Origin of the sequence: Lachnoclostridium sp. An131 (assembly GCF_002160825.1) — a bacterium.
GTDB lineage: Bacteria > Bacillota > Clostridia > Lachnospirales > Lachnospiraceae > Laedolimicola.
Window position 1 is genome coordinate 1 of the sequence record NZ_NFLI01000008.1, and the last position, 21,104, is coordinate 21,104.

21 protein-coding genes and 1 riboswitch are annotated in these 21,104 nt (G+C 51.8%); of the genes, 1 reads left to right on the forward strand and 20 read right to left on the reverse strand.

Annotation, left to right across the window (positions count from 1 at the left end):
* Positions 1 to 645: 645 nt before the first annotated feature.
* The 13 genes from B5E77_RS07705 to B5E77_RS07770 all read right to left on the reverse strand — a co-directional run bounded on the left by B5E77_RS07705 (position 646) and on the right by B5E77_RS07770 (position 12,607).
* A complete protein-coding gene (locus B5E77_RS07705; RefSeq protein WP_242963679.1) occupies positions 646 to 927 on the reverse strand; it encodes a hypothetical protein in 282 nt (93 codons plus the stop codon).
* Positions 899 to 1,204: a DUF7724 family protein gene (locus B5E77_RS17785; RefSeq protein ID WP_442911328.1), complete on the reverse strand. Its 306-nt coding sequence runs from the start codon at positions 1,202 to 1,204 to the stop codon at positions 899 to 901. The genes B5E77_RS07705 and B5E77_RS17785 overlap by 29 nt, the downstream gene beginning before the upstream one ends.
* Before the next feature lie 169 nt (positions 1,205 to 1,373).
* Positions 1,374 to 2,384, reverse strand: a complete 1,011-nt coding sequence (locus B5E77_RS07715; RefSeq protein WP_087164795.1) for a GGGtGRT protein — start codon at positions 2,382 to 2,384, stop codon at positions 1,374 to 1,376.
* Between the two features lie 16 nt (positions 2,385 to 2,400).
* Positions 2,401 to 3,093 carry an iron-sulfur cluster assembly scaffold protein gene (locus tag B5E77_RS07720; RefSeq protein ID WP_087164796.1) on the reverse strand — a complete coding sequence of 231 codons (693 nt, stop codon included), beginning with the start codon at positions 3,091 to 3,093 and terminating at the stop codon, positions 2,401 to 2,403.
* Between the two features lie 158 nt (positions 3,094 to 3,251).
* The gene (locus tag B5E77_RS07725) at positions 3,252 to 4,658 is read right to left on the reverse strand and encodes an NAD(P)/FAD-dependent oxidoreductase (RefSeq protein ID WP_087164947.1); all 1,407 of its coding nucleotides are present in this window, start codon (positions 4,656 to 4,658) and stop codon (positions 3,252 to 3,254) included.
* A gap of 124 nt (positions 4,659 to 4,782) precedes the next feature.
* Positions 4,783 to 4,878: riboswitch (purine riboswitch) on the reverse strand.
* 108 nt (positions 4,879 to 4,986) lie between these two features.
* On the reverse strand, positions 4,987 to 5,733 hold the full coding sequence (locus B5E77_RS07730; protein ID WP_242963670.1) for a TraX family protein: 747 nt from the start codon (positions 5,731 to 5,733) through the stop codon (positions 4,987 to 4,989).
* Positions 5,730 to 6,395: an acyltransferase gene (locus B5E77_RS07735; protein ID WP_087164797.1), complete on the reverse strand. Its 666-nt coding sequence runs from the start codon at positions 6,393 to 6,395 to the stop codon at positions 5,730 to 5,732. Before B5E77_RS07735 ends, B5E77_RS07730 begins: the two co-directional genes overlap by 4 nt.
* Positions 6,392 to 8,422, reverse strand: coding sequence for a DNA topoisomerase (locus B5E77_RS07740; RefSeq protein WP_087164798.1), 2,031 nt, complete (start codon positions 8,420 to 8,422; stop codon positions 6,392 to 6,394). The genes B5E77_RS07735 and B5E77_RS07740 overlap by 4 nt, the downstream gene beginning before the upstream one ends.
* Before the next feature lie 90 nt (positions 8,423 to 8,512).
* A complete protein-coding gene (locus B5E77_RS07745) occupies positions 8,513 to 9,532 on the reverse strand; it encodes an RluA family pseudouridine synthase (RefSeq protein ID WP_143468597.1) in 1,020 nt (339 codons plus the stop codon).
* Between the two features lie 88 nt (positions 9,533 to 9,620).
* The gene (locus B5E77_RS07750; RefSeq protein WP_143468598.1) at positions 9,621 to 10,532 is read right to left on the reverse strand and encodes a hypothetical protein; all 912 of its coding nucleotides are present in this window, start codon (positions 10,530 to 10,532) and stop codon (positions 9,621 to 9,623) included.
* Between the two features lie 480 nt (positions 10,533 to 11,012).
* Entirely contained in the window at positions 11,013 to 11,711 is a 699-nt protein-coding gene (locus B5E77_RS07760) for an alpha/beta fold hydrolase (RefSeq protein ID WP_087164802.1), read from the reverse strand.
* Positions 11,712 to 11,745: 34 nt separating this feature from the next.
* A complete protein-coding gene (locus B5E77_RS07765) occupies positions 11,746 to 11,988 on the reverse strand; it encodes a hypothetical protein (RefSeq protein WP_143468599.1) in 243 nt (80 codons plus the stop codon).
* 124 nt (positions 11,989 to 12,112) lie between these two features.
* Complete coding sequence (locus tag B5E77_RS07770; protein WP_087164804.1) at positions 12,113 to 12,607, reverse strand: hypothetical protein; 495 nt, start codon at positions 12,605 to 12,607, stop codon at positions 12,113 to 12,115.
* Between the two features lie 186 nt (positions 12,608 to 12,793).
* Here B5E77_RS07770 and B5E77_RS07775 point away from each other — a divergent pair, with 186 nt between their 5' ends.
* Positions 12,794 to 14,143, forward strand: a complete 1,350-nt coding sequence (locus tag B5E77_RS07775) for a tRNA(Met) cytidine acetate ligase (protein ID WP_087164805.1) — start codon at positions 12,794 to 12,796, stop codon at positions 14,141 to 14,143.
* A 70-nt stretch (positions 14,144 to 14,213) separates the two neighbouring features.
* On the opposite strand, the gene B5E77_RS07780 is transcribed toward B5E77_RS07775, so the two are convergent.
* From B5E77_RS07780 to B5E77_RS07810, 7 genes are read right to left on the reverse strand one after another with little or no spacing between them, the layout of a single operon-like run.
* Positions 14,214 to 14,849, reverse strand: a complete 636-nt coding sequence (locus tag B5E77_RS07780; RefSeq protein WP_087164806.1) for an HAD family hydrolase — start codon at positions 14,847 to 14,849, stop codon at positions 14,214 to 14,216.
* Positions 14,850 to 14,884: 35 nt separating this feature from the next.
* Positions 14,885 to 16,249, reverse strand: a complete 1,365-nt coding sequence (locus B5E77_RS07785) for a PFL family protein (RefSeq protein ID WP_087164807.1) — start codon at positions 16,247 to 16,249, stop codon at positions 14,885 to 14,887.
* A 46-nt stretch (positions 16,250 to 16,295) separates the two neighbouring features.
* Positions 16,296 to 16,565 carry an ACT domain-containing protein gene (locus B5E77_RS07790; RefSeq protein ID WP_087164808.1) on the reverse strand — a complete coding sequence of 90 codons (270 nt, stop codon included), beginning with the start codon at positions 16,563 to 16,565 and terminating at the stop codon, positions 16,296 to 16,298.
* A 40-nt stretch (positions 16,566 to 16,605) separates the two neighbouring features.
* Positions 16,606 to 17,403 carry an MBL fold metallo-hydrolase gene (locus tag B5E77_RS07795; RefSeq protein ID WP_087164809.1) on the reverse strand — a complete coding sequence of 266 codons (798 nt, stop codon included), beginning with the start codon at positions 17,401 to 17,403 and terminating at the stop codon, positions 16,606 to 16,608.
* Positions 17,400 to 18,047 carry a dephospho-CoA kinase gene (gene coaE / locus B5E77_RS07800; protein WP_087164810.1) on the reverse strand — a complete coding sequence of 216 codons (648 nt, stop codon included), beginning with the start codon at positions 18,045 to 18,047 and terminating at the stop codon, positions 17,400 to 17,402. Before coaE ends, B5E77_RS07795 begins: the two co-directional genes overlap by 4 nt.
* Positions 18,034 to 20,706: a DNA polymerase I gene (gene polA, locus B5E77_RS07805; protein ID WP_087164811.1), complete on the reverse strand. Its 2,673-nt coding sequence runs from the start codon at positions 20,704 to 20,706 to the stop codon at positions 18,034 to 18,036. The genes coaE and polA overlap by 14 nt, the downstream gene beginning before the upstream one ends.
* Positions 20,703 to 21,032, reverse strand: coding sequence for an anti-sigma factor family protein (locus tag B5E77_RS07810; protein ID WP_087164812.1), 330 nt, complete (start codon positions 21,030 to 21,032; stop codon positions 20,703 to 20,705). The genes polA and B5E77_RS07810 overlap by 4 nt, the downstream gene beginning before the upstream one ends.
* Between the last annotated feature and the right edge of the window lie 72 nt (positions 21,033 to 21,104).

The window sequence follows — 21,104 nt, forward strand, 5'->3', positions numbered from 1 at the left end:
CATGTGCTTCCCGGACGTGTATGAGATTGGCATGTCTCACTTTGATTTACAAAATATATGACCTATGGAACACTTACAGCTAAAATTGAAGCTAAATTGAAGCTAAAACGAATCTTGCATTTAAAAACTGCATATGCTATAATGCCAGTAGGCTAAGAGATATGAGGTATCCATGTTGGACACCGACAAAAACCCCGGAGACGCAACCTCCGGGGTTTTCTATGCCGTTTTTTATGGTGGCTTAAGCCATAGGCTGGTTACCTGTCTTTTTTATCGTTGTCCAGCCATTTCAGATGAGATGGCTAATCACACCCGCCATGACAGCGATAATAAGAGATATGAGGAATTCCACGTTGCACACCCCCTTTCTGTCACCAGATTTGGGGAGGTAACGAAGAAATCGTATCATAGATTGTCAGAATGTTCCATTAGTTTTTCCAAGATCCAAAAAATCCCAAGGGTTGAAATTTCACTCCCATTCTCTTTTATCCAAGTCACTATCCGCTAAAACTAAACCCATTCCTTGCCCTTCTTGCATCAAAACCAGATATCAACTCACGACCGTCAAGCTGAATTGGATAAAAGTATGAAGGAAGATAGAAATAATAATTCAAAGCATAAGGACGGTGATTAAAATGACTCTCATTATTTGTTGTAAAATCCTTCTGCGCTATACTCCGCCCACTTTAAGTGCATTTCCTGATAATTCTGCTTTATAAATCCCTGTATAATGCGGATTTCTCTGTCATTCAGAATGCCTCTGCTCTGTAAAACAGTGTCTCCATTTTCTCGGACAAAAAATTTCGCTGAGCCTGATTCGGTTAATTTCCTATCGCTTGCGTGAACGGTGCATACATTCGATAACACAGTGGGATGTAAAATACAGATAGTATCCGCTTCATCCGCCACTTTCTTCACATCCGTCATCTGCCAGCCTCACTTTCTTGATTGGAGCTAAAAAAGCCCTGGAATCAAAATATAAATTTTCCAGAATCGGAACCAGATCGATGTACTCTTCCTCTTCTTTATCCTTGTGTCTGTATTTTGCCATTACAACAAGATATCCCTGATCCCATTCCTTCACTTTTGTATATCGTTCCAGAGAATACGGCGCCCTGAAACGGATTATATGTCCGTCAAATCGAAAGACAGTAAAATTTTTTTCACTGCTCAAAACAGCTTCATTACTGATTGCCACGCGCACATCACCTCCAAGGCATATCTTATGTAACTCAATTATAATTTACAAAAAATATTTTCAACCGAAACTGCTTTAGCCCAGGATTAACCACATTTCAGCATAAAGAAAGCGCCGTAATCTCTTGGATCACAGCGCCCTCTCAACTTATCCGTTTATAAACAAATGGATATCCTTAGAACTTGCCTTCCTTAGCAGCTTCCTCAATGGAAACAGCCACAGCTACAGTCATACCAACCATCGGGTTATTTCCTGCGCCGATCAGACCCATCATCTCTACGTGAGCCGGAACGGAGGAGGAGCCTGCGAACTGAGCGTCGGAGTGCATACGGCCCAGAGTATCGGTCATTCCGTAGGAAGCCGGTCCTGCTGCCATGTTGTCCGGATGCAGAGTACGTCCTGTACCGCCGCCGGAAGCAACGGAGAAGTACTTCTTGCCAGCCTCGATGCGCTCCTTCTTGTAGGTGCCTGCTACCGGATGCTGGAAACGGGTCGGGTTCGTGGAGTTTCCGGTGATGGAAACGTCTACGTTCTCCTTCCACATGATGGCAACACCTTCACGTACGTCGTTTGCGCCGTAGCAGTTTACCTTTGCACGGGGTCCGTTGGAGTATGCCTTGCGGAATACCTCCTTCAGCTCGCCGGTGTAGTAGTCATACTGTGTCTCTACATATGTAAATCCATTGATACGTGCGATGATCTGAGCAGCGTCCTTTCCAAGACCGTTCAGGATAACGCGCAGCGGTTTCTGGCGAACCTTGTTTGCCTTCTCTGCGATACCGATAGCGCCCTCAGCGGCTGCGAAGGACTCATGGCCTGCCAGGAAGCAGAAGCACTCGGTATCCTCTTCCAGAAGCATCTTTCCAAGGTTTCCATGTCCCAGACCTACCTTACGCTGGTCTGCTACAGAACCCGGAATACAGAAAGCCTGAAGGCCCTCTCCGATGGCTGCAGCAGCCTCGGAAGCCTTGCGGCAGTCCTTCTTGATTGCGATAGCGGCACCTACGATGTAAGCCCAGCATGCGTTCTCAAAGCAGATCGGCTGAATGCCCTTGATCTGGTTGTATACATCCAGTCCGGCATCCTTTGTGATCTTCTCAGCTTCCTCGATGGAAGCAATGCCATAGCTGTTCAAAACCTGATTGATTTTGTCAATTCTTCTTTCATATGATTCAAATAAAGCCATTTTCTTACCTCCTCGATTATTCCTGTCTCGGGTCGATGATCTTTACAGCGTCATCTACACGTCCGTACTGTCCCTGGGCCTTCTCCCATGCAGTGTTCGGGTCGTCGCCCTTCTTGATGAAGTCGGTCATCTTTCCAAGGTTTACAAACTTGTATCCGATGATCTGATCGTCTTCGTCCAGCGCGATGCCAGTTACATAGCCTTCTGCCATCTCCAGGTAACGAGGTCCTTTTTTCAGAGTTCCATACATGGTTCCAACCTGGCTTCTAAGTCCCTTTCCAAGGTCCTCCAGGCCTGCGCCGATCGGAAGTCCGTCCTCAGAAAATGCAGACTGGGAACGTCCGTATACGATCTGAAGGAACAGCTCTCTCATAGCTGTGTTGATTGCATCACATACGAGGTCGGTATTCAAAGCCTCCAGAAGTGTTCTTCCCGGAAGAATCTCTGCAGCCATAGCTGCGGAGTGTGTCATACCGGAGCAGCCGAGGGTCTCAACCAGCGCTTCCTGAATGACGCCTTCCTTCACATTCAGAGTCAGCTTGCAGGCTCCCTGCTGCGGAGCGCACCAGCCTACGCCGTGTGTCAGGCCGGAAATGTCTTTGATCTCTTTTGCCTGTACCCACTTTGCTTCTTCCGGAATCGGAGCAGCGCCATGATTTACGCCCTGAGCTACCGGACACATTTTTTCAACTTCATGTGAATAAATCATTATAAAACTCCTTTCAAATTAAGTTAATCAGCGACGCCGGGGCGGCTTAGATCCCGGCTTGTCGCATTTGATTATATTTTCTCATAATATCTGGAATTCGTCCAGTGTTTTTTTCGGCGAACTGGAAATCTCATCCGAAAAATACGGGATATCCGCCACTACTCTCCGGAAAGCCTTCTGCCCATCAGAACGCCCATAACAGAGGCCATCATCAGCCCTCTGGTCCAGCCGCTGGAATCACCAAGGCAGTAAAGTCCTTTGATATTCGTCACAAAATCCGGCGTCATCTTGATGCGGTTGCTGTAGAATTTCAGCTCCGGCGAATAGAGAAGCGTCTCATTGGCCGCAAAGCCCGGCACCACATGATCGACAGCCTGAATAAAGTTGATAATATTCGTCATGGCCCGGTAAGGCATGGCCGCCGTAATATCTCCTGCCACCGCATCCGGCAGCGTGGGACGGACGTTGGACTGGGAGAGCTCCTTCTGCCAGGTACGCTTGCCGCCCAGGATGTCTCCGTAGCGCTGCACCAGAATTTTTCCATCCCCCAGCATATTTGTCAGCTCCCCTACCTTCTGTGCATAGGCAATAGGCTGGTTGAACGGATAGGTAAAATTGTGGGAGCACAGGATCGCCAGGTTGGTATTCTGGGATTTCAGGTCCTTGTAGGAGTGGCCGTTCACCACTGCCAGATCGTTGTCGTAGTTTTCCTGGCTCACAAAGCCGCCCGGATTCTGGCAGAAGGTACGAACCTTGTTTTTAAACGGCAGCGGATAGCCGATGAGCTTTGATTCATAGAGAATGTTGTTCACATCCTCCATGATCTCATTGCGGACCTCCACGCGCACACCGATGTCCACGGTCCCGGGCACATGGGCGATATCATGCTGCTCGCAGAGCTTTTCCAGCCAGTCAGCTCCCTTTCTTCCGGTAGCCACAATCACATGCTCTGCATAAATCACCTGCTCGTCTGTCTGCTTCGCGGCGTCCTCCAGGACCGCCCCTTTACAGACCTCATCCTCTACAATCAGATCCCGGCAGTGGCAGCCAAAAAGGATTTCCACCCCTTTTTCCAGCAGATACTGCTCTATCCGGTAATAGATTTCCTGCGCCTTCTCTGTTCCCAGATGGCGGATCGGGCAGTCTACGAGCTTCAGGCCAGCCTGGATGGCCCGCTTCCGGATGTCCTTTACCTCTTTTTCATTGCCGACGCCCTCCACCTTCGTGTCCGCGCCAAATTCCAGATAAATTTTGTCCGTATAATGGATCATTTCCTGGGCAAAGTCCTCGCCAATCAGGGAGGGCAGATCGCCGCCCACCTCATAGCTTAGGGACAGCTTTCCATCGGAAAATGCGCCTGCGCCGGAAAATCCCGTTGTAATATTGCAGTAGGGCTTGCAGTTTACACATTTTTTCGTCCTTGTCTTGGGACAGGACCGCTTTTCCACCGGTCTTCCCTTTTCCACAATCGTGATGCTTTTCCTGCTTCCGTTTTTCAGAAGCTCCAGGGCCGTAAAGATTCCCGCAGGCCCCGCTCCAATAATCAATACATCTGTTTTTCTCATATAAAATACCTCCTTCTCATCTGCGCCGGCAGCATGCGCTCCTGCTGCGCCGCCCGCCGTTTTCCGCGCGGCGCGGAGCTGCTTTTCCGCCAGAAAAAACCAGCTGCTGAAACAGTATATAGCTTCCCCTGACAGGGCGGCTTATAGTCAACTGTTACGGCAGCTGGTAGAAACATTCAACCTATTATGAATTTATATAAGTCCAAAACCTTTATTATCTTAGCGGATGCCAGCCCGGTTGTCAAGGAAATTTATACTGCTCTTCAGCCGTCGAATCCCACTGTTGTGCAGGCGCCTGATCCGGCTGTTCTGCAGCCTGGCAGCCCTCCTACATCCATACCGGCAGCACATAGTTCCCTATGGCCCACAGGAGCAGCAGATGCACCGGATAAAACACATAGAAAAAATATTTGGGCTGGCGCCCCCTCTTTCCATTGTAAAGCGCGATTGCCAGAAACGCCGGAATACAATAAAGCTCCAGCCGGGAAAGCAGCACAAGCAGAACCAGCGAGAGACTGGCGGCAGCCAGGAGCCGATCCCGCAGAAGGTACATGACCACAATCACAGCTACGCCAACCGCTCCATAATCCGTACCGCACAGCTCCGCAGCAGAAGCCAGCACCACCAGCGCCAGCATTCCCTTCCAGGCGTCTGCCGGGTACCTCTGAAACACCAGAATCACCAGCAGGCCAAGAAACAGGGTGAAAAATACATTCTGTGTTCCCCAGAAAAACGGTGTGTTATGCAGGGCCAGATCAAAGGGAATCTCCGATACCACCGCAAAGGCCAAAAGCCGCAGCAGATATTTCCGGGAATTGCGTGTGTGAAGCGCTCCTTCCACCAGAAGAAAGCAGAAGATCGGAAATGCTATCCTTCCGATTCTGCGCAGAACTGCATCCAGGCTCGCCCAGAAATACAGGTTATCCACCTGTCCGGCCAGCGGAGAGCTCCCATAATAATTCAGCACAAAAATCTCCAGCAGGCAGGCCCCAATATGATCTGCCAGCATGGTAAAAATCGCAATCCATTTTAAGGCGCCCCCGGAAAAAGGCATCGACGCCTCTCTCTGGCTCATCTCTTCTCTGCTACTTCGCCCTGCTTTTTGTAGATAGAGTTCGCAGGAACGACGCCTCTTACGGAGGAAAGCGGATAAATATTTGAATTTCTTCCAATGACAGTTCCCGGATTCAGGACGGAACCGCAGCCTACCTCCACCTCGTCGCCGATCATGGCGCCGAACTTCTTGATTCCCGTCTCAATATCTCCCTCCGGTGTATGCACCTTAACCAGCAGCTTATCCGACTTGACGTTAGAAGTAATGGAGCCTGCACCCATATGGGATTTATAGCCAAGAATGGAATCTCCCACGTAATTATAGTGCGGTACCTGAACCTTGTTAAACAGGATCACATTTTTCAGCTCCGTGGAATTGCCGACGACCGCTCCGTCGCCCACCAGTGCGTTTCCACGGATGAACGCGCAGTGGCGTACCTCCGTATTCTTTCCGATAATACAGGGGCCTGTGATGGAAGCCGTAGGCGCTACCTTCGCAGAACGTGCGATCCAGATATTTTCTCCGCGCTTCTCATATTCCTCCTCGCTTAAGCTCTTGCCAAGCTCCAGAATAAAGGCTCCAATCTCCGGCAGCGCTTCCCACGGATAGGTAACCTTGGACAGAAGCGGCGCGGCCAGAGTCTCAGACAGGGTATAGAGTTCCTTTACTTCCAGTTCTTTCATTTCTTTTCCTGCTCCTTTTTCTTGTTATTATTTTTATAAAATTTAGCCGACGCGTCAAAGCAGGGACATAAGGCCCTCCGGTAATCTGCGTTCAGCACATTTGTAGTCTTGTCGGTGATAAACTTCTCAAGCTTCTGCATGTAGACCTCCTCGGTGATGGTTCCCTCCGCCATCTGGGTCAGCCCCTTTTCCCAGCTCGCCGTGAGCTCCGGATTCAGAAGGCTGTAAATGGAAGCCCGAACCACATCGTAAATCATTTCCCCGAGAAGGGTAGGCGTGATAATCTGCGTCTTTTTATTCAGAGCTATGTACTGATTGTTCACCAGCTTTTTCAGAATCTCCGCACGGGTGGCGCTGGTTCCGATTCCGCTGCCCTTGATCTGGGCCCGCAGCTCTTCATCCTCAATGAGCTGTCCCGCGTTCTCCATAGCCAGAATCATAGATCCGGAATTGTAGCGCTTCGGCGGCGAGGTCTCGCCTTCCTTGATCCGAAAACCGGAGGCTTCCACGGAATCTCCCTTTTTCAACCCCTTCAGAAGCTCCAGAAATTCCGCGTCCACGCGTACGTCCTCAGTCTCATCCTCCTCGCTCTTCTTTTTGGAGCTGTCAGGAGCCTGGGGCTGTACCCGCAGATAGCCTTCCTTCAGCAGCACACGGAAGCTGGAAAAGAAACGCTCTTCCCGTACCTCTGTCACCAGCTGTACCTTCTGATATTCTGCCGCCGGATAAAAAATCCCCAGAAATCTGCGCGCGATCACCTCATAAATCTGCTCAGATACAGGCGCCAGACTTTTCAAAGCTCCCAGCCCCTGCCCGGTAGGAATAATTGCATAGTGGTCTGTAATCTGCTTATCGTTGACATACCGGGTCTTTGCAATTCCCTTCCAGGATGTTCCCGCCAGAACCTCCGACGCAAACTGCGATACCTTTCCATAAGACTTAAGTCCCGAAAGATTTTTTCCGATTTCCTTTGCCACCGCCGTAGAAAGCACTCTGGCGTCCGTTCTCGGGTAGGTGACCAGCTTTTTTTCGTAGAGCTCCTGAACCACCCGCAGGGTCTCGTCAGGACTCAGCTTAAACCGCCGGGAGCACTCGTTCTGCAGCTCCGCCAGGTTAAAAAGAAGGGGCGGATTTTTCTTTTCCTTCTTTCTCTCCACAGAAAACAGCCTGGCCTGCGGGGGCTTTTCCTCCTCCAGAAAACGGATAAGGCCTTCCGCATCCTCCTTTTTCTTAAAACCGTTCTCCTTATACAGCCTGTGCGGCTCACAAAAGGCCGAGCCGGATACAGCCCGCCATTCTCCCTCGAACCTTCTTCCGTGAAGTCCGAAATCGCCCAGCACCCGGTAAAACGGCGTCTTTACAAACTCCCGGATCTCCCTTTCCCGCCGGACCACCATGCCCAGCACGCAGGTCATCACACGGCCCACAGAGATCACAGTATATTTTGTATTCAGGTAACTGGAAATCGTATTCCCATATTTCAGGGTCAAAAGACGGGAAAAATTGATTCCCATCAGATAATCTTCCTTAGCTCTTAAGTAAGCCGCGCTGGCCAGATTGTCATATTCGGACAGGTCCTTCGCCTCCCGGATGCCGCGCAGAATCTCTTCTTCCGTCTGAGAATCAATCCAGACGCGCCGGCGCTTTTTTCCCCGGACGCCCGCCATCTGCTCTACCAGCCGGTAAATGTACTCTCCTTCCCGCCCGGAGTCCGTGCAGACATAGATCGTCTCCACGTCCGGCCTGTTCAGCAGCCCTTTCACAATCTCAAACTGCTTCTTTACAGAGGGAATGACCTCATATTTAAATTCCTCCGGCAGAAACGGCAGAGTCTGCAGGCTCCATTTTTTTAATTTCTCATCGTATGCTTCCGGATAGCTCATAGTCACCAGGTGCCCCACACACCAGGTCACAATGCTGTCCTCCCCTTCCAGGTATCCGTCCCGGCGGGAGGTGTTCAGCTTCAGCGCTTTGGCAAATTCCTGGGCCACGCTGGGCTTCTCCGCTATATATAATGATTTTCCCATAAATCCTCTCTTCGCTGCAGGCTGTTCCGTTTTCTGCTCCGCTCTGCGGCAACCCGCCGCACACGTTTTCCCCCGGAACAGCAGCCGGATTTATTCTACCACAAAATTCAGGATCCTGGCAATGTCTTTCGGAAGCGGCGCCGAAACCCGAAGCCTTCTCCCGGTAAAGGGCTGACAGAATACAAGCTCCGACGCATGGAGAGCTGTACGACCTATCAGAGCTCTCCTCTCTGCCTCCGGGGAGCCGCTGCCTGCGGCAGCGCTGCCGCTTCCATACAGCGGATCCCCAAGAAGAGAACAGCCGATATACGCCATATGTACCCGTATCTGATGGGTCCGGCCTGTAGCCAGGCAAAGACGGACAAGGGAGCAGACTGCCCTTTCTTCCTCTTTCCCTGCCCTCTCCCCGGCTTCTCTTCCGTCCTCTATTCCATTCTCTCTTCCGCCATGAAATGTCTTCAAAACCTGATAGTATGTCTGCGCCGTTTTCCCATCCTGACATACGCGCATTCGTGTTCTGTCTTCCGGATCCGGTCCCAGGGAAACGCGGATCTCCCCTTCGCTCTCCTGCGGTACGCCCTGTACCACAGCCAGATAAGTCTTTTTCAGTATTCCCGCCTCTCTCTGCTGCTCCAGCCGGGCAGATGCTGTCCGGCTTTTTGCCGCCAGGACTACGCCGGAAGTGTCCTTATCCAGCCGTCCAAGAATCCGGATCACGCAGTCCTCTCCTTTTTCACGCAAATAAAAGGCCAGACGGTTCGCCAGCGTATCTCCGTGAAAGGTCCCCCTCCCCGCAGGGTGGACAGACAGGCCCGCGGGCTTATTCAGAACTATCACATCCTCATCCTCATAGAGGACCTCCAGCTCTTTGTCCGAAGCTCCAAGCTGGAGCGAAGTCCTTTCTCCTGTCTCAAGCTGTACCTCCACGAATTCTCCCGCCTCCAAAACTGCCGTGACCTTTCTCCTTACTCCGTCTACACAGATGCCATTTTCCAGGAACTTGGCCCGGCTGATCTCCTTTTTGCTCAAGGACATGCAGGAACGCAGAAACTGTCCCAGGGACATTCCTTCCTCCTCTGCGCTTACTCTCCGGGAAATTCTTTTTTCCACGATACCATTTACTCCTTTCCCAAGCAATGAGGCGCAGAGCCGGCAGGGCTGAAAAACCTTTCCATCTGCGTTTTCATTATATCCCTTCTTACTCGCTCCCTTCCCACATCCGCTTTTCAAAGACAGAAAGACTTCCGCAGCGGGCTGCAAGCTTATGCCAGCGTGTCAGCACCTCCGTCTCTCCTTCTGCTTCGATTATCTCGCGAAGCTCCTCCGGTATTTTCCCATAGTCTTCCAACAGCTCCAGAATATCTTCCTTTCTCCGTTTCAAATCTGCTTCTCTGGCTGCTGCTTTCCTCTCATAATACATTTTTTCTTCCAACAGCATATACTCTTCCCTCACCTCCGGCTGCTCCTTCACCTTCACAACATGCTGGTGAATCTTCTGCAGGGTCTCTCCTGTTACATTCTCTGCCGTACTTTTCTGAAGGTAATCCAGCATCTTCCGAATCTCCGGACTTCCTCCCTTTGTCCCTCTGGTATTAAAATAAATATACATTAACCCGTCCGGATAATCAAGCTCCGGCACCTCTTTGCACCTACTCTGAATCTGATACATCATATAATCCTTTCCAAAGGGGTCATAGGGAAGAATCATAATCACATACAGATTCGGCAGCTTCGAAAAATCCCATTCTCCGCTCTGCAGATAACGTCCGTCAATCCGTCCCTGATAAAAACGGTTATGCTTCGCCAGATTTTCCGTCTTTGTCTCATACATGCATGGCTCAATGTCATAAACCTGAAGCACCGGTTCCATCTCCTCCACAACCTCTACATCCATACGGATCCCGCGGAGCCCCGGCGTATAGGCAGGAATCATTTTCTGCACATTTACCTGCACCTTTCCAATCTTTCGCTCCAGAAGTGTAGAAAGAAGCAGCCGGCAGAACTCGGCCCCTCCCTCCGGCTCAGATGCAGCCGCGTTCATCAAAAAATCATCGATAACATTCAGATCCTCCAGGCTTCTTTTCCGGTTCTTCCTTTTGCTTTCCTTCATGCCTTGCCTCACTTTCCAGCGGATTGCACCGGAAAACAAAGGCTTCCGTATTGTATTATGGAAAGGCAGGCTGTCCTCACTTGCCTTCATTTTCCGGCATCCGCTTAACTCTATTAATTTTTTCCTGTGAAAATGTCGGCGAACTGCCAGAAATTCCAGCTGCCGGAGCTAATGCTCCTGAGACAGCCAGAAGATTTTTCACTTATCTTGAAGATAACAGACAGGTCTCGTCATGTCAACCATAAATTTACATTTTTCTTTTACATCTCCCCTTCGGGAGATTTTTCCACAATAACATTTACTCCTTTTCCAAACACGCAATCCACCGGGGCGCTTCTTCTGGAGTCATGTCCGATACAGCCAGATTTTCCGAGTTAAGCTCTGCGTACAAGGGAAGATAAAAAAGGCTTTTCTCCAAAGCATCTTCTTGCCTGCGCCCACCTTTCCTGTCCTGTACCAGCCGCTTACTCATTCCCATTTTCATCTTCTCTCATACGTCAGGCTGCTCAGGAATTCATCCACCGCTTCATTAAACTTCTCATACGCCTTTGCCGCGATAAAGTGATCACCCTTGATAAATTTCAGCCTTGCGCCGGGAATATGCGCTGCAATCCGCCTGGTTTCTTCTTCCTTTATCATATCCTCTGTCCCTGCAATCACAAGCGCCGGGACATGAACCGCCCCCAATTCTGACGGCTCTATATTGGGATCGTCTACCATCAGAGCAAGCATCTCGTGATTCCTTCGGGCTTTTGCCGATATGCCGGAAAACAGCCTTGTCATATGATACCCTATTTCAATCGGGAGCTGCACCGATCTTTTTACTCCTCCCGCATCCAGGTTTCCTCCATTCAGGATGAGGGCCTTTACCTTGTCCTGGTACCGGAGCGCAAACCGCATGGCAATATTTGCCCCATCGGAAAATCCAAGGAGTACCGCCTGTGGAATCTCCATCTGCTCCAAAAAATCGTTCAGATCATCGGCAAACTGACTGATGGTAAAGGCTGCCGTTCCTCTCGGAGACTGCCCGTGCCCTCTGGTATCCACGGCTATCACCCGGAATTTCCCTGAAAAATACGCCAGCTGATGCTCAAAATACGTTCCATTTTCTCCGTTTCCGTGCAGCAAAATCAGCGGAAATCCTGTTCCCTCTTCCCTGTAGTGCAGACAAATATCCATTCTTTTTCGTTCCTTTCCCGCAGGGGCTGTCCTCTCATTCCTTCCTGCGTACCCGGATAAACGTATAGATTTCCGTAACTACTATACTGAGCAGGAGATACGGAATGATATACCGGTTTACTTCATCCAGCCACTCTGTTTTCCCCGCCGCCAGAAAAGCTGTGCTGACTGTCAAATACACCGCAGAGCCTGCCAGCGCCAGATTTCCGAAGCACCTGTTGGACCAGAACCATACCCGCCTGCGCGTTCTCAGCTGAGGTGACTTATACCCCAGCATATTCCCTCTTTCTTTTGGAGAATAGAATCTCAGAAAAAGAGAGAAGCACAAAAAGAAAATTCCTATATACAGATTGCCCAATTTAGCTCCCCCTCTCCATCCACCATGCAGGTGGAAACCGTCATCAAAAAATAATATTGAGAGCCAGGAAAAAGACGCCTCCCGCCGCCGACAGAACCAGGGCTCCAATCAGAAAGCGGAAAAGATTTTTCCCCGCAGCTTCTCCAAGGCTGCCCATGCCAATCTGGTACGACTGTGCCATGTCCTGCCTGCACCACGTTTTCTTCCTGCAATAAGGACAGGACAGCCTTCGGGACTGGCGGATTGTCCTGCCTGTGCGAACTGTCTTCACCGGCGTAAACGGGTGCCGGGCCAGAGAATCTGCGGAAACCTGAAACGACGCGCCGCATGTCTCACAGGTAAACGCAATCTCCCCGGATTTCATGGATTCCGAATTATGTAAATCTTTCATCAGCTTTACAAAACAGAAAATCACCCAGCCAAGCAGAAGCACGCCCCATATGATAAGCCCTGCTGTCCTGATCTCATTTCTAAGCTGCAGTCTCGCAATCTGTTCCGCCTGTTCTGCAAGCATCTGTTCTCTTAATTCTTCCAGCATACTATTGTCCTCCGGTTTCTTGGTTTTTTTATTATACCATATTTCCCGTCAGCTGGAAATCTCCAGAAGTCCTCTAATCTATTTTCATCCCGCAATTTGAAATCATCTGCAAAGGCCTGCTGCCTCCTTGCCCTACATTCCTCCTCTGTGGTAAGATATATAAAATCATTTTAAAGGAGCAGCCCTATGAAAACCGTCGGAATCATTGCAGAATACAATCCTTTCCACAAAGGACACGCCTATCAGCTTCAAAAGGCAAAGGAGCTTGCAGGCGCAGACTATGCCGTCATCGTGATGAGCGGCGATTTCGTGCAGAGAGGATATCCCGCTGTCACAGACAAATATATACGGGCTGAAATGGCTCTGCGGTCAGGCGCCGATCTGGTAATCGAGCTGCCCATCTCCTACGCTGCGGGCAGCGCCGAGGCTTTCGCCCAGGGCGCGGTTTCCATACTGGAAGCGCTTGGCTGCGTGGATGTCCTCTGCTTCGGGAGCGAATCGGGCGATCTGGACACGCTTCTGTCCTACGCCAGGCTTTTTGAAGAGGAGCCGCCTGCGTACCGGGAGCTTCTTCAGGGCTATCTGCGCCAGGGGATGAGCTTTCCGGCAGCCAGAAGCCGTGCCGCAGAGGAGTACCGGAATTTCACAGAGCGGATTCTGCCCTGCCAGGCCAGCGACGCAGACTGCCGCCGGGCTTCCTCCCCTCTCGACGATCCCAATAATATTCTCGGCGTCGAATACTGTCGCGCCCTGATCCGCAGGAAAAGCTCCATCCGTCCCCTGACGCTCCGCCGGTGCTCTGCCGGCTATCATGATCTGTCGCTGAATGCAAAGATGGCTTCTGCCTCTGCGATTCGCCACGCCATATATGAAGCCTGCCGCCAGCCTGTTTCTCCTGACGCTGAGGCTCCCGGAATTCTCCCGGCTTCTGTCTGCGCCCAGCTTCCGCCTGCCTCACAGCTGCTTTTAACAAAGGCTCTGGCAGCGCACCGTCCGCTTCGGCTGAATGATTTTTCCTCCATCCTGCTCTACCGCCTGCTGTCGCTGCCCCGGGCTGAACTGGCTGCCTTTCAGGATGTGGGCGAAGATCTGGCGGCACGGATCGAAAACTGCCGCTTTCAGTTCACAGACGCTGAGGAGTTTGCAGATCTTCTGAAGACCCGCCAAATCACTCACACACGCATCACCCGCGCTCTCTGCCATATCCTGCTGAATTTAAAGCAGGCAGATCTGGACGCCAGGAAGGCGGCCGGCTGGCCCGTGTATCTGCGTGTCCTCGGCTTCCGCGAGGCTTCTCAGCCTCTGCTTGCTGCTATCAAAAAGGGAAGCGCCTCGCCGCTTCTTGTGAAAACGGCGGACGCCTCCCGTATTCTTTCCCAGGAGCAGCTTGCCCTTTTTGATCAGGATGTATTTGCGGCTCACATATATGAGGCTGCCAAAGCAGGGCAAAACGGTTCGGCCCTGATTCACGAGTATACCCGCTCCCCTGTCGTAATACCTTATCATTCGGAGGATGCACACGAGGCAGCATGGTAACTGCCTCCCTCCGGGCACTCCATGGCGAATGTTCTTATAGCATTTGAGAAGGCTGATGAAAAATGGCTCCTTACAATCCGGCAAAGCGTGGAATTTCTTCTATCCGTTCCAGCCGCCAGGTGGCCTCGATGCCTTCAGGATTCAGGCAGCCCCAGAGCACCAGCGCCTGATCGACGCCTGCGGCTCTGGCGCAGTCCATATCGTAGGCTGTATCTCCAAAGTAAATCACCTCTTCCGGACTGGCCCCGGTACGCCTCAGATACTCCAGCATGGGATCCGGATAGGGCTTTCCTTTTGGCGTATCGCTGGCAGTCACCGCACAGGGAAACAGCTCCAGAAGCCCCCGTCTTCCAAAGTGATCGTCGTATTCCTCCCGAAGCTTTGAGGTAATGATCCCCAGGGAAACGCCTTCTCTGTGAAGCTTCTCCAAAACCTCACGCATTCCGGGAAACAGGGGCATGCCCAGCCTCTCTGAGCAGGCTGCATAATGCCGGAGCCAGACCCTTAGGGCCTCCGCCGGATCCGGAAATCCCAGAATTTCCATCGCGCGGATGCCCGGAATCCCAAAGGAAAAATACAGGTCCTCCAGCGGCATCGTCTCTCCCCGCAGCTCCTTTACTGCCTCCTGCAGCGAGATCATATTGATATCCGCAGAATCTATAATTGTACCGTCTATGTCAAAGACAAGATGCTTGTATGTCTTCATTTTATCCTCCGTGCTGTGCTGTCTCTATCCGGCGCTTAATTCTTAAAGGAATGAATCGGGGCAGGAATCCGTCCTGTCCGGCTTACAAAGGCCTCGCAGGAGAACTGATTCACAGGCATGATCGGCGCATAACCGAGGAGACCGCCGAATTCCACCATCTCTCCGACGCCCTTTCCAATCACAGGAATCAGGCGGACAGCCGTGGTTTTCTGGTTGACCATGCCGATCGCCATCTCATCCGCGATAATACCGGAAATCGTACTGGGCTTCGTATCGCCCGGGATCGCAATCATATCCAGGCCAACCGAGCAGACACAGGTCATAGCCTCCAGCTTTTCCAGGGTCAGGGCTCCCGCCTTCACCGCGTCAATCATTCCCTGATCCTCGCTGACCGGGATAAACGCTCCGCTTAAGCCGCCCACATAAGAGGAAGCCATAACGCCGCCCTTCTTTACCTGGTCATTCAGCATGGCCAGGGCTGCCGTCGTACCCGGCGCGCCGCAGCGCTCCAGGCCGATCTCTTCCAGAATCTCAGCTACGCTGTCTCCGATGGCCGGAGTCGGCGCAAGGGAAAGGTCCACGATGCCAAAGGGAATGCCAAGGCGCCTGGAGGCTTCCTGCGCTACCAGCTGGCCTACGCGGGTAACCTTGAAGGCTGTCTTTTTGATGGTCTCACAGAGCACCTCAAAGCTCTCTCCCCGTACCTTAGTCAGTGCATGCTTGACTACGCCCGGGCCGCTGACGCCCACGTTGATAATAGCGTCTGCCTCGGTGACGCCGTGAAAAGCGCCTGCCATAAACGGATTGTCATCCGGGGCGTTGCAGAACACTACCAGCTTCGCGCAGCCCAGGGAATCCTTTTCCTTCGTATACTCCGCCGTCTTTACGATCATTTCGCCCATCAGGCGTACCGCATCCATGTTGATGCCTGTCTTTGTGGAGCCTACGTTGACAGAACTGCAGACCCTGTCAGTATTTGCAAGGGCAGCCGGAATGGAGCGGATCAGATTCTCCTCTCCCTTTGTCATCCCCTTGGATACCAGCGCAGAATAGCCGCCGATGAAATTGACGCCTACCTCCTTTGCCGCCCGGTCCAGGGTTCTGGCAAGCGTCACGTAATCCTCCGGGGACTTACAGGCCGCTTCGCCTACAAGTGCAATCGGAGTTACAGAAATCCGCTTATTTACAATCGGAATTCCATAGTCGCTCTCAATGGCCTTTCCTGTCTGCACCAGATCCTTTGCCACTGCCGTAATCTTATCATAGATTTTCTGATTGAGCCTTTTCAGATCCGCATCCATGCAATCCATCAGGCTGATCCCCAGCGTGATAGTGCGCACATCGAGGTTGTCCTGCTCAATCATCTGATTCGTTTCTCTTACCTCATATAAATTAATCATGGCCTCTCCTTTCCGTTTCATCCCCGCTGCTTTCGGGAATCAGGCATTAAATCCGGTGCATCCGGTCAAAGATTTCCTCGTGCTGGCATTTGATCACCACGCCGATCTCATCACCGATCTGCTCCAGCTCATGGGAGAGATTTTCAAAGGATTTCACATTTCCTGTATCCACAATCATCATCATATTGAAAAAGCCCTGGACAATGGTCTGGGAAATATCCAGGATATTGACTCCATTCTGGGCAAGGTAGGTGCACACCTTGGCAATGATCCCTACTGCGTCCTTTCCTACTACGGTAATAACAGTTCTTTTCATAACGCTCCTCCTTATTGGTTTGGATGTTTCTTTTATCTCTTTATATCGCGATGCAGGCCGATCTCTCGTCCCTGCTTGCCACGCTCAGTGGAAAATCGCCCGGCTGATAGGGCGTGTCTCCCAGTGTAATTTCCAGCTTCACCGTCTCATAGGCCAGCTCCGCATAGTTGTTTTCCTTACTCAGATGTCCCAGCACGATTGCCTTTAAATCATCATGAAGCACCTCGCACAGAAGCTTTCCCGCCGTTTCATTGGAGAGATGTCCCAAATCGCCGGAAATTCGCTGCTTCAGATAATAGGGATAAGCTCCCACCTGCAGCATATGTATATCATGGTTGGCCTCCAGAAGAAGTACGTCCAGCCCCTTCAGGTGCTCAACCGTATAATCCGTATAAACTCCCAAATCCGTAGCTACAGCCATTTTTTTCTCTCCGCAGGCAATCCGGTAGGCCACCGGCTCCGCCGCGTCATGGGAAATATGAAAAGGGGAAACCTTCAAATCCCCTATCTGGAAATCCTGATCTGCGTGGATTTCCACAAACAGGCTGTCGTCAATCCTTCCAAGGCCGCTCATGGCTTTCACAGCGCCCGCCGTCCCGGGTGTGGCGTAAATCGGAACCCCATATTTGCGGGCCAGTACGCCCAGCCCCTTGATGTGATCGGAATGCTCATGGGTCAGAAGAATCCCGTCGATATCCTTTCCGGAAAGCTCCAGCTCACGAAGCCCCGCTTCCACGCGCTTTCCGCTGATCCCTGCGTCAATCAGAATATGATGATTGTCTGAACCCACATAGATACAGTTTCCGCTGCTTCCGCTGGCGATACTGCACATTCTCATTTATCTGTATCTCCTTTTCCTTCGTATAGTCCTTTTTTCAAAAGCAGCGCCCTCACCCGGGCCGCCGTCTCCTCCGGAGTCCCGCTGTTGTCCACCGTCTCCTGGCAGTGCTGCCGGAACACAGCGTCTGTCAGCTGACTGCGGAACACGGAGTCTATCTTCTCATCGGAATAGCCCCTGGATGCTTTCAGCCGTTCTCTCCGCAGCTCCGCCTTTGTATCGATGTACCAGAATTCTTCGCAGAGCTCTTCATAATGATCCTCGATCAAAAGCGCCGCTTCTATGATAAACAGCCGGAGCCTTCCTCTTTCCCGTTCCAGTCGGATCTCCCGGCGGAACCATTCCTTCACTGCCGGGTGAATCACGCTGTTCAGCCAGGCAAGCTCCTGCCTGTCCGAAAATACAATTTCAGCCAGGGTGCGCCGGTCTATCCGGCCATCCCTATCCAACACCTGCGCTCCAAAATGCTCCCGGATTTTTTGAAAGCCCTCCGTTCCGGGCTCCATTACAAGGTGTCCCACCCGGTCAGCCTCCTCCACGCGCACGCCCGGAAGGGCTGAGAGGACATTTAAGACTGTACTTTTCCCTGCGCCTATGCCTCCTGTGATTCCGATCACAGCCATCTTTGCGTCAGTGGGCCTCATACCAGTTCATCCCCTGCTTCATATCGATCTCCAGCGGCACCGAAAGCTCCGCTGCCCCCTGCATTTCCTCTGCAAGGATCTCTCTCACCTGAGAAAGCTCCGCTTCCTCTGCCTCCACCAGGAGCTCATCGTGAACCTGCAGAAGCAGCTGCGACTTCAGGCCAGCCTGCCGAAGCCGCCTGTCCACCCGGTTCATCGCCAGCTTGATGATATCTGCCGCCGTGCCCTGGATAGGCGCATTCATCGCCACACGCTCTCCAAAGGATCTCTGCATGAAATTCGAGGATTTGAGCTCCGGCACCGGCCTTCTGCGGCCAAACATGGTCTCCGCATAGCCGTCCTTCTTTGCCTTATCCACGCAGCCGTCCAGAAATTCCTTAATCTTCGGATATGTCTCAAAATATTTTTGAATATATTCCTGGGCTTCCTTTCTTGTGATACTCAAATCCTGAGAAAGCCCGAAGGAGCTGATTCCATATACGATTCCGAAATTCACTGCCTTCGCGTTTCTTCTCTGAAGAGGCGTCACCTCGTCGAAGGGCACATGAAATACCTGGGAGGCCGTCAGCCTGTGGATATCCTGGGCTTCCCGGTACGCCTGAATCAGGTTTTCGTCCCCCGACATGTGCGCCAGCACTCTGAGCTCGATCTGGGAATAGTCCGCATCCACAAGGATGCTTCCCTCCTTTGGAATAAATACCTTCCGGATCCTTCTTCCAAGCTCCATCCGGATGGGAATATTCTGCAGGTTCGGCTCCACGCTGCTTAAGCGCCCCGTAGCCGTAATCGTCTGCTGAAAGGTCGTGTGAATCCGCCCGTCCTTCCCGATATATGCGGCAAGACCGTCCGCGTAGGTGGATTTCAGCTTGGCAAGCTGGCGGTATTCCAGAATATCTGCCACAATCGGATGCTCCGGAGCCAGCTTCTCCAGCACGTCCGCCGAGGTAGAATATCCGGTCTTCGTTTTTTTGCCGCCCTTCATCCCCATTTTGTCAAAGAGGATCACGCCGAGCTGCTTGGGAGAATTGATGTTAAAGGTTTCTCCTGCCTCCTCGTAAATCTTCGTCTCCAGCTCTCCGATCCGCACACCCAGCTCGTCCCCGTAGGCCTTCAGCGCTTCCGCATCCACACGGACGCCGGCCCGCTCCATACGGTACAGCGTAAAAACGAGGGGCATCTCCATCTCCTGATACAGCTTTTCCATGCCGGCCTTTTGCAGACGCTCCTTAAGGACTGGCATAGACTGATAAAGCACATAGCTGGAGTAGCCGCCATAGGACAGAAAATCCTTCGGCTTTTCTTCCATGGCCTGAGCAAGGCTTTCTTTTCCAAACAGCTCTGCCCGGGAGGGAATCGCAAGCTGCAGACACTCCTTTGCCAGCTCCTCGACGGAATAGCTGTCCTTTAAGGGATTCAGAAGATACGCCGCGATCTCCGCATCCCGGAACGCGGTCTCCGTATCCGGCCCCAGGGAAATTCCCTCCTCTTCCATAGCCGCATCCAGGCAGGAAAGCTCTTCCTTCAGCCGCAGACAGGCGATTTCATCCGCTCCCTCAAGGATCCGGACCAGACGCTCCAAAAGCCATCCTTCCGTCAGAAATCCCTGTACCGGAATCAGATACGTCTCCTCCTCCGAAAGAGTCAGGGAAAGCGCCAGCACATGCCCTTCCTCCCTAAGCAGCGCAAAGGCCAGGCGCTTTACGCCCTCTGCCCGTGTCAGGAGATTCTCTGCCTCTCCCAGCTCCGGCAGCATCCGGAAATTTTTCTCTATCCTCTCGTTGGCAGGGGCCTCCACAGAAAAACGGGAAAGCATATTTCTGAATTCCAGCTTCTTTAACAGCTGGTATGCTTCCGCCGTATAAATATCCCCGAGGCGGGCCGCCTCCCAGTCATAATCATAATCACAGTCAATATCGATAGTAGCCAGGGTCTTGCTCATCTGAGCCATGTCATAATGGGCGCGCAGCGCCTCCTTAGCCCGGTTTGGCTTAATCTCTTCCACATGGGCGTAGGCATTCTCAATGCTTCCATACTGAACAATCAAATTGGTAGCGGTCTTTTCCCCAATTCCTGGCACACCCGGGATATTATCCGCCGAATCTCCCATCAGCGCTTTCAGCTCAATGATCTGCAGCGGTGTCACCTGATAGCGGTCGATCACATCCTGCGTATGATAGTTTTCCGTCTCCGTGACTCCGCCCTTCGTCTTGGGAAGGCGGATTCGGATATGCTCTGTCGCAAGCTGCAGAAGATCCCGGTCGCCGGAGAGCACCGTTACCTCCATGCCCTTTTTTTCACTGCGCTTCGCCACAGTTCCCAGAAGATCGTCCGCCTCCAGGCCTGCCTTTTCCATGGTCTGAATCCCCATGGCATGCAGCACATCCTTCAGGACAGGCACCTGCTCATGCAGCTCTTCCGGCATAGGCTTTCTCGTCCCTTTATAAGCGTCGTACAGCTTATGGCGGAAGGTCGGCGCCTTTACATCGAAGGCCACCGTCAGATAGTCCGGCTTTTCCTCATCCAGCACCTTAAAAAGTGTATTTAAAAACCCAAAAATAGCGTTCGTATGAAGGCCCTCGGAATTCGTCAGATCCGTTACGCCATAGAACGCCCGGTTGATAATGCTGTGTCCATCCACCAGCAGAATTTTTTCACTCATAATTTCAAAATCTCCGTCACAATCATTGCGGTCAGCGCCGCCATAGCCAACACCTGAGAGAACACATAATAGATATTGAAAAGCTTTCTTCCCCGGACTCTCTGATCCGAGGCATACAGGGCCTCCTGCAGAAGATTATGCATGTCCTGCCCCTCGTTCTCTCCATCCAGCTGCGCAAGCCCCGCATACAGAGTATAATAGATTTCCAGCTCCTCATAACAGGATTTACAGCTGTAGACATGGTCAAGAAAAGCCTCCAGCTCCTTGTCTGTCAGCTCATCGTTGATATATGGCATGACCATCTGTTCTGCTTCCTTGCAGGTCATGAGGCTCCTCCTTTCCCAAAAGCTTTCCTGCGCTGCCATGCGGCGCGGTATAATACCTGCCGGTATTATACC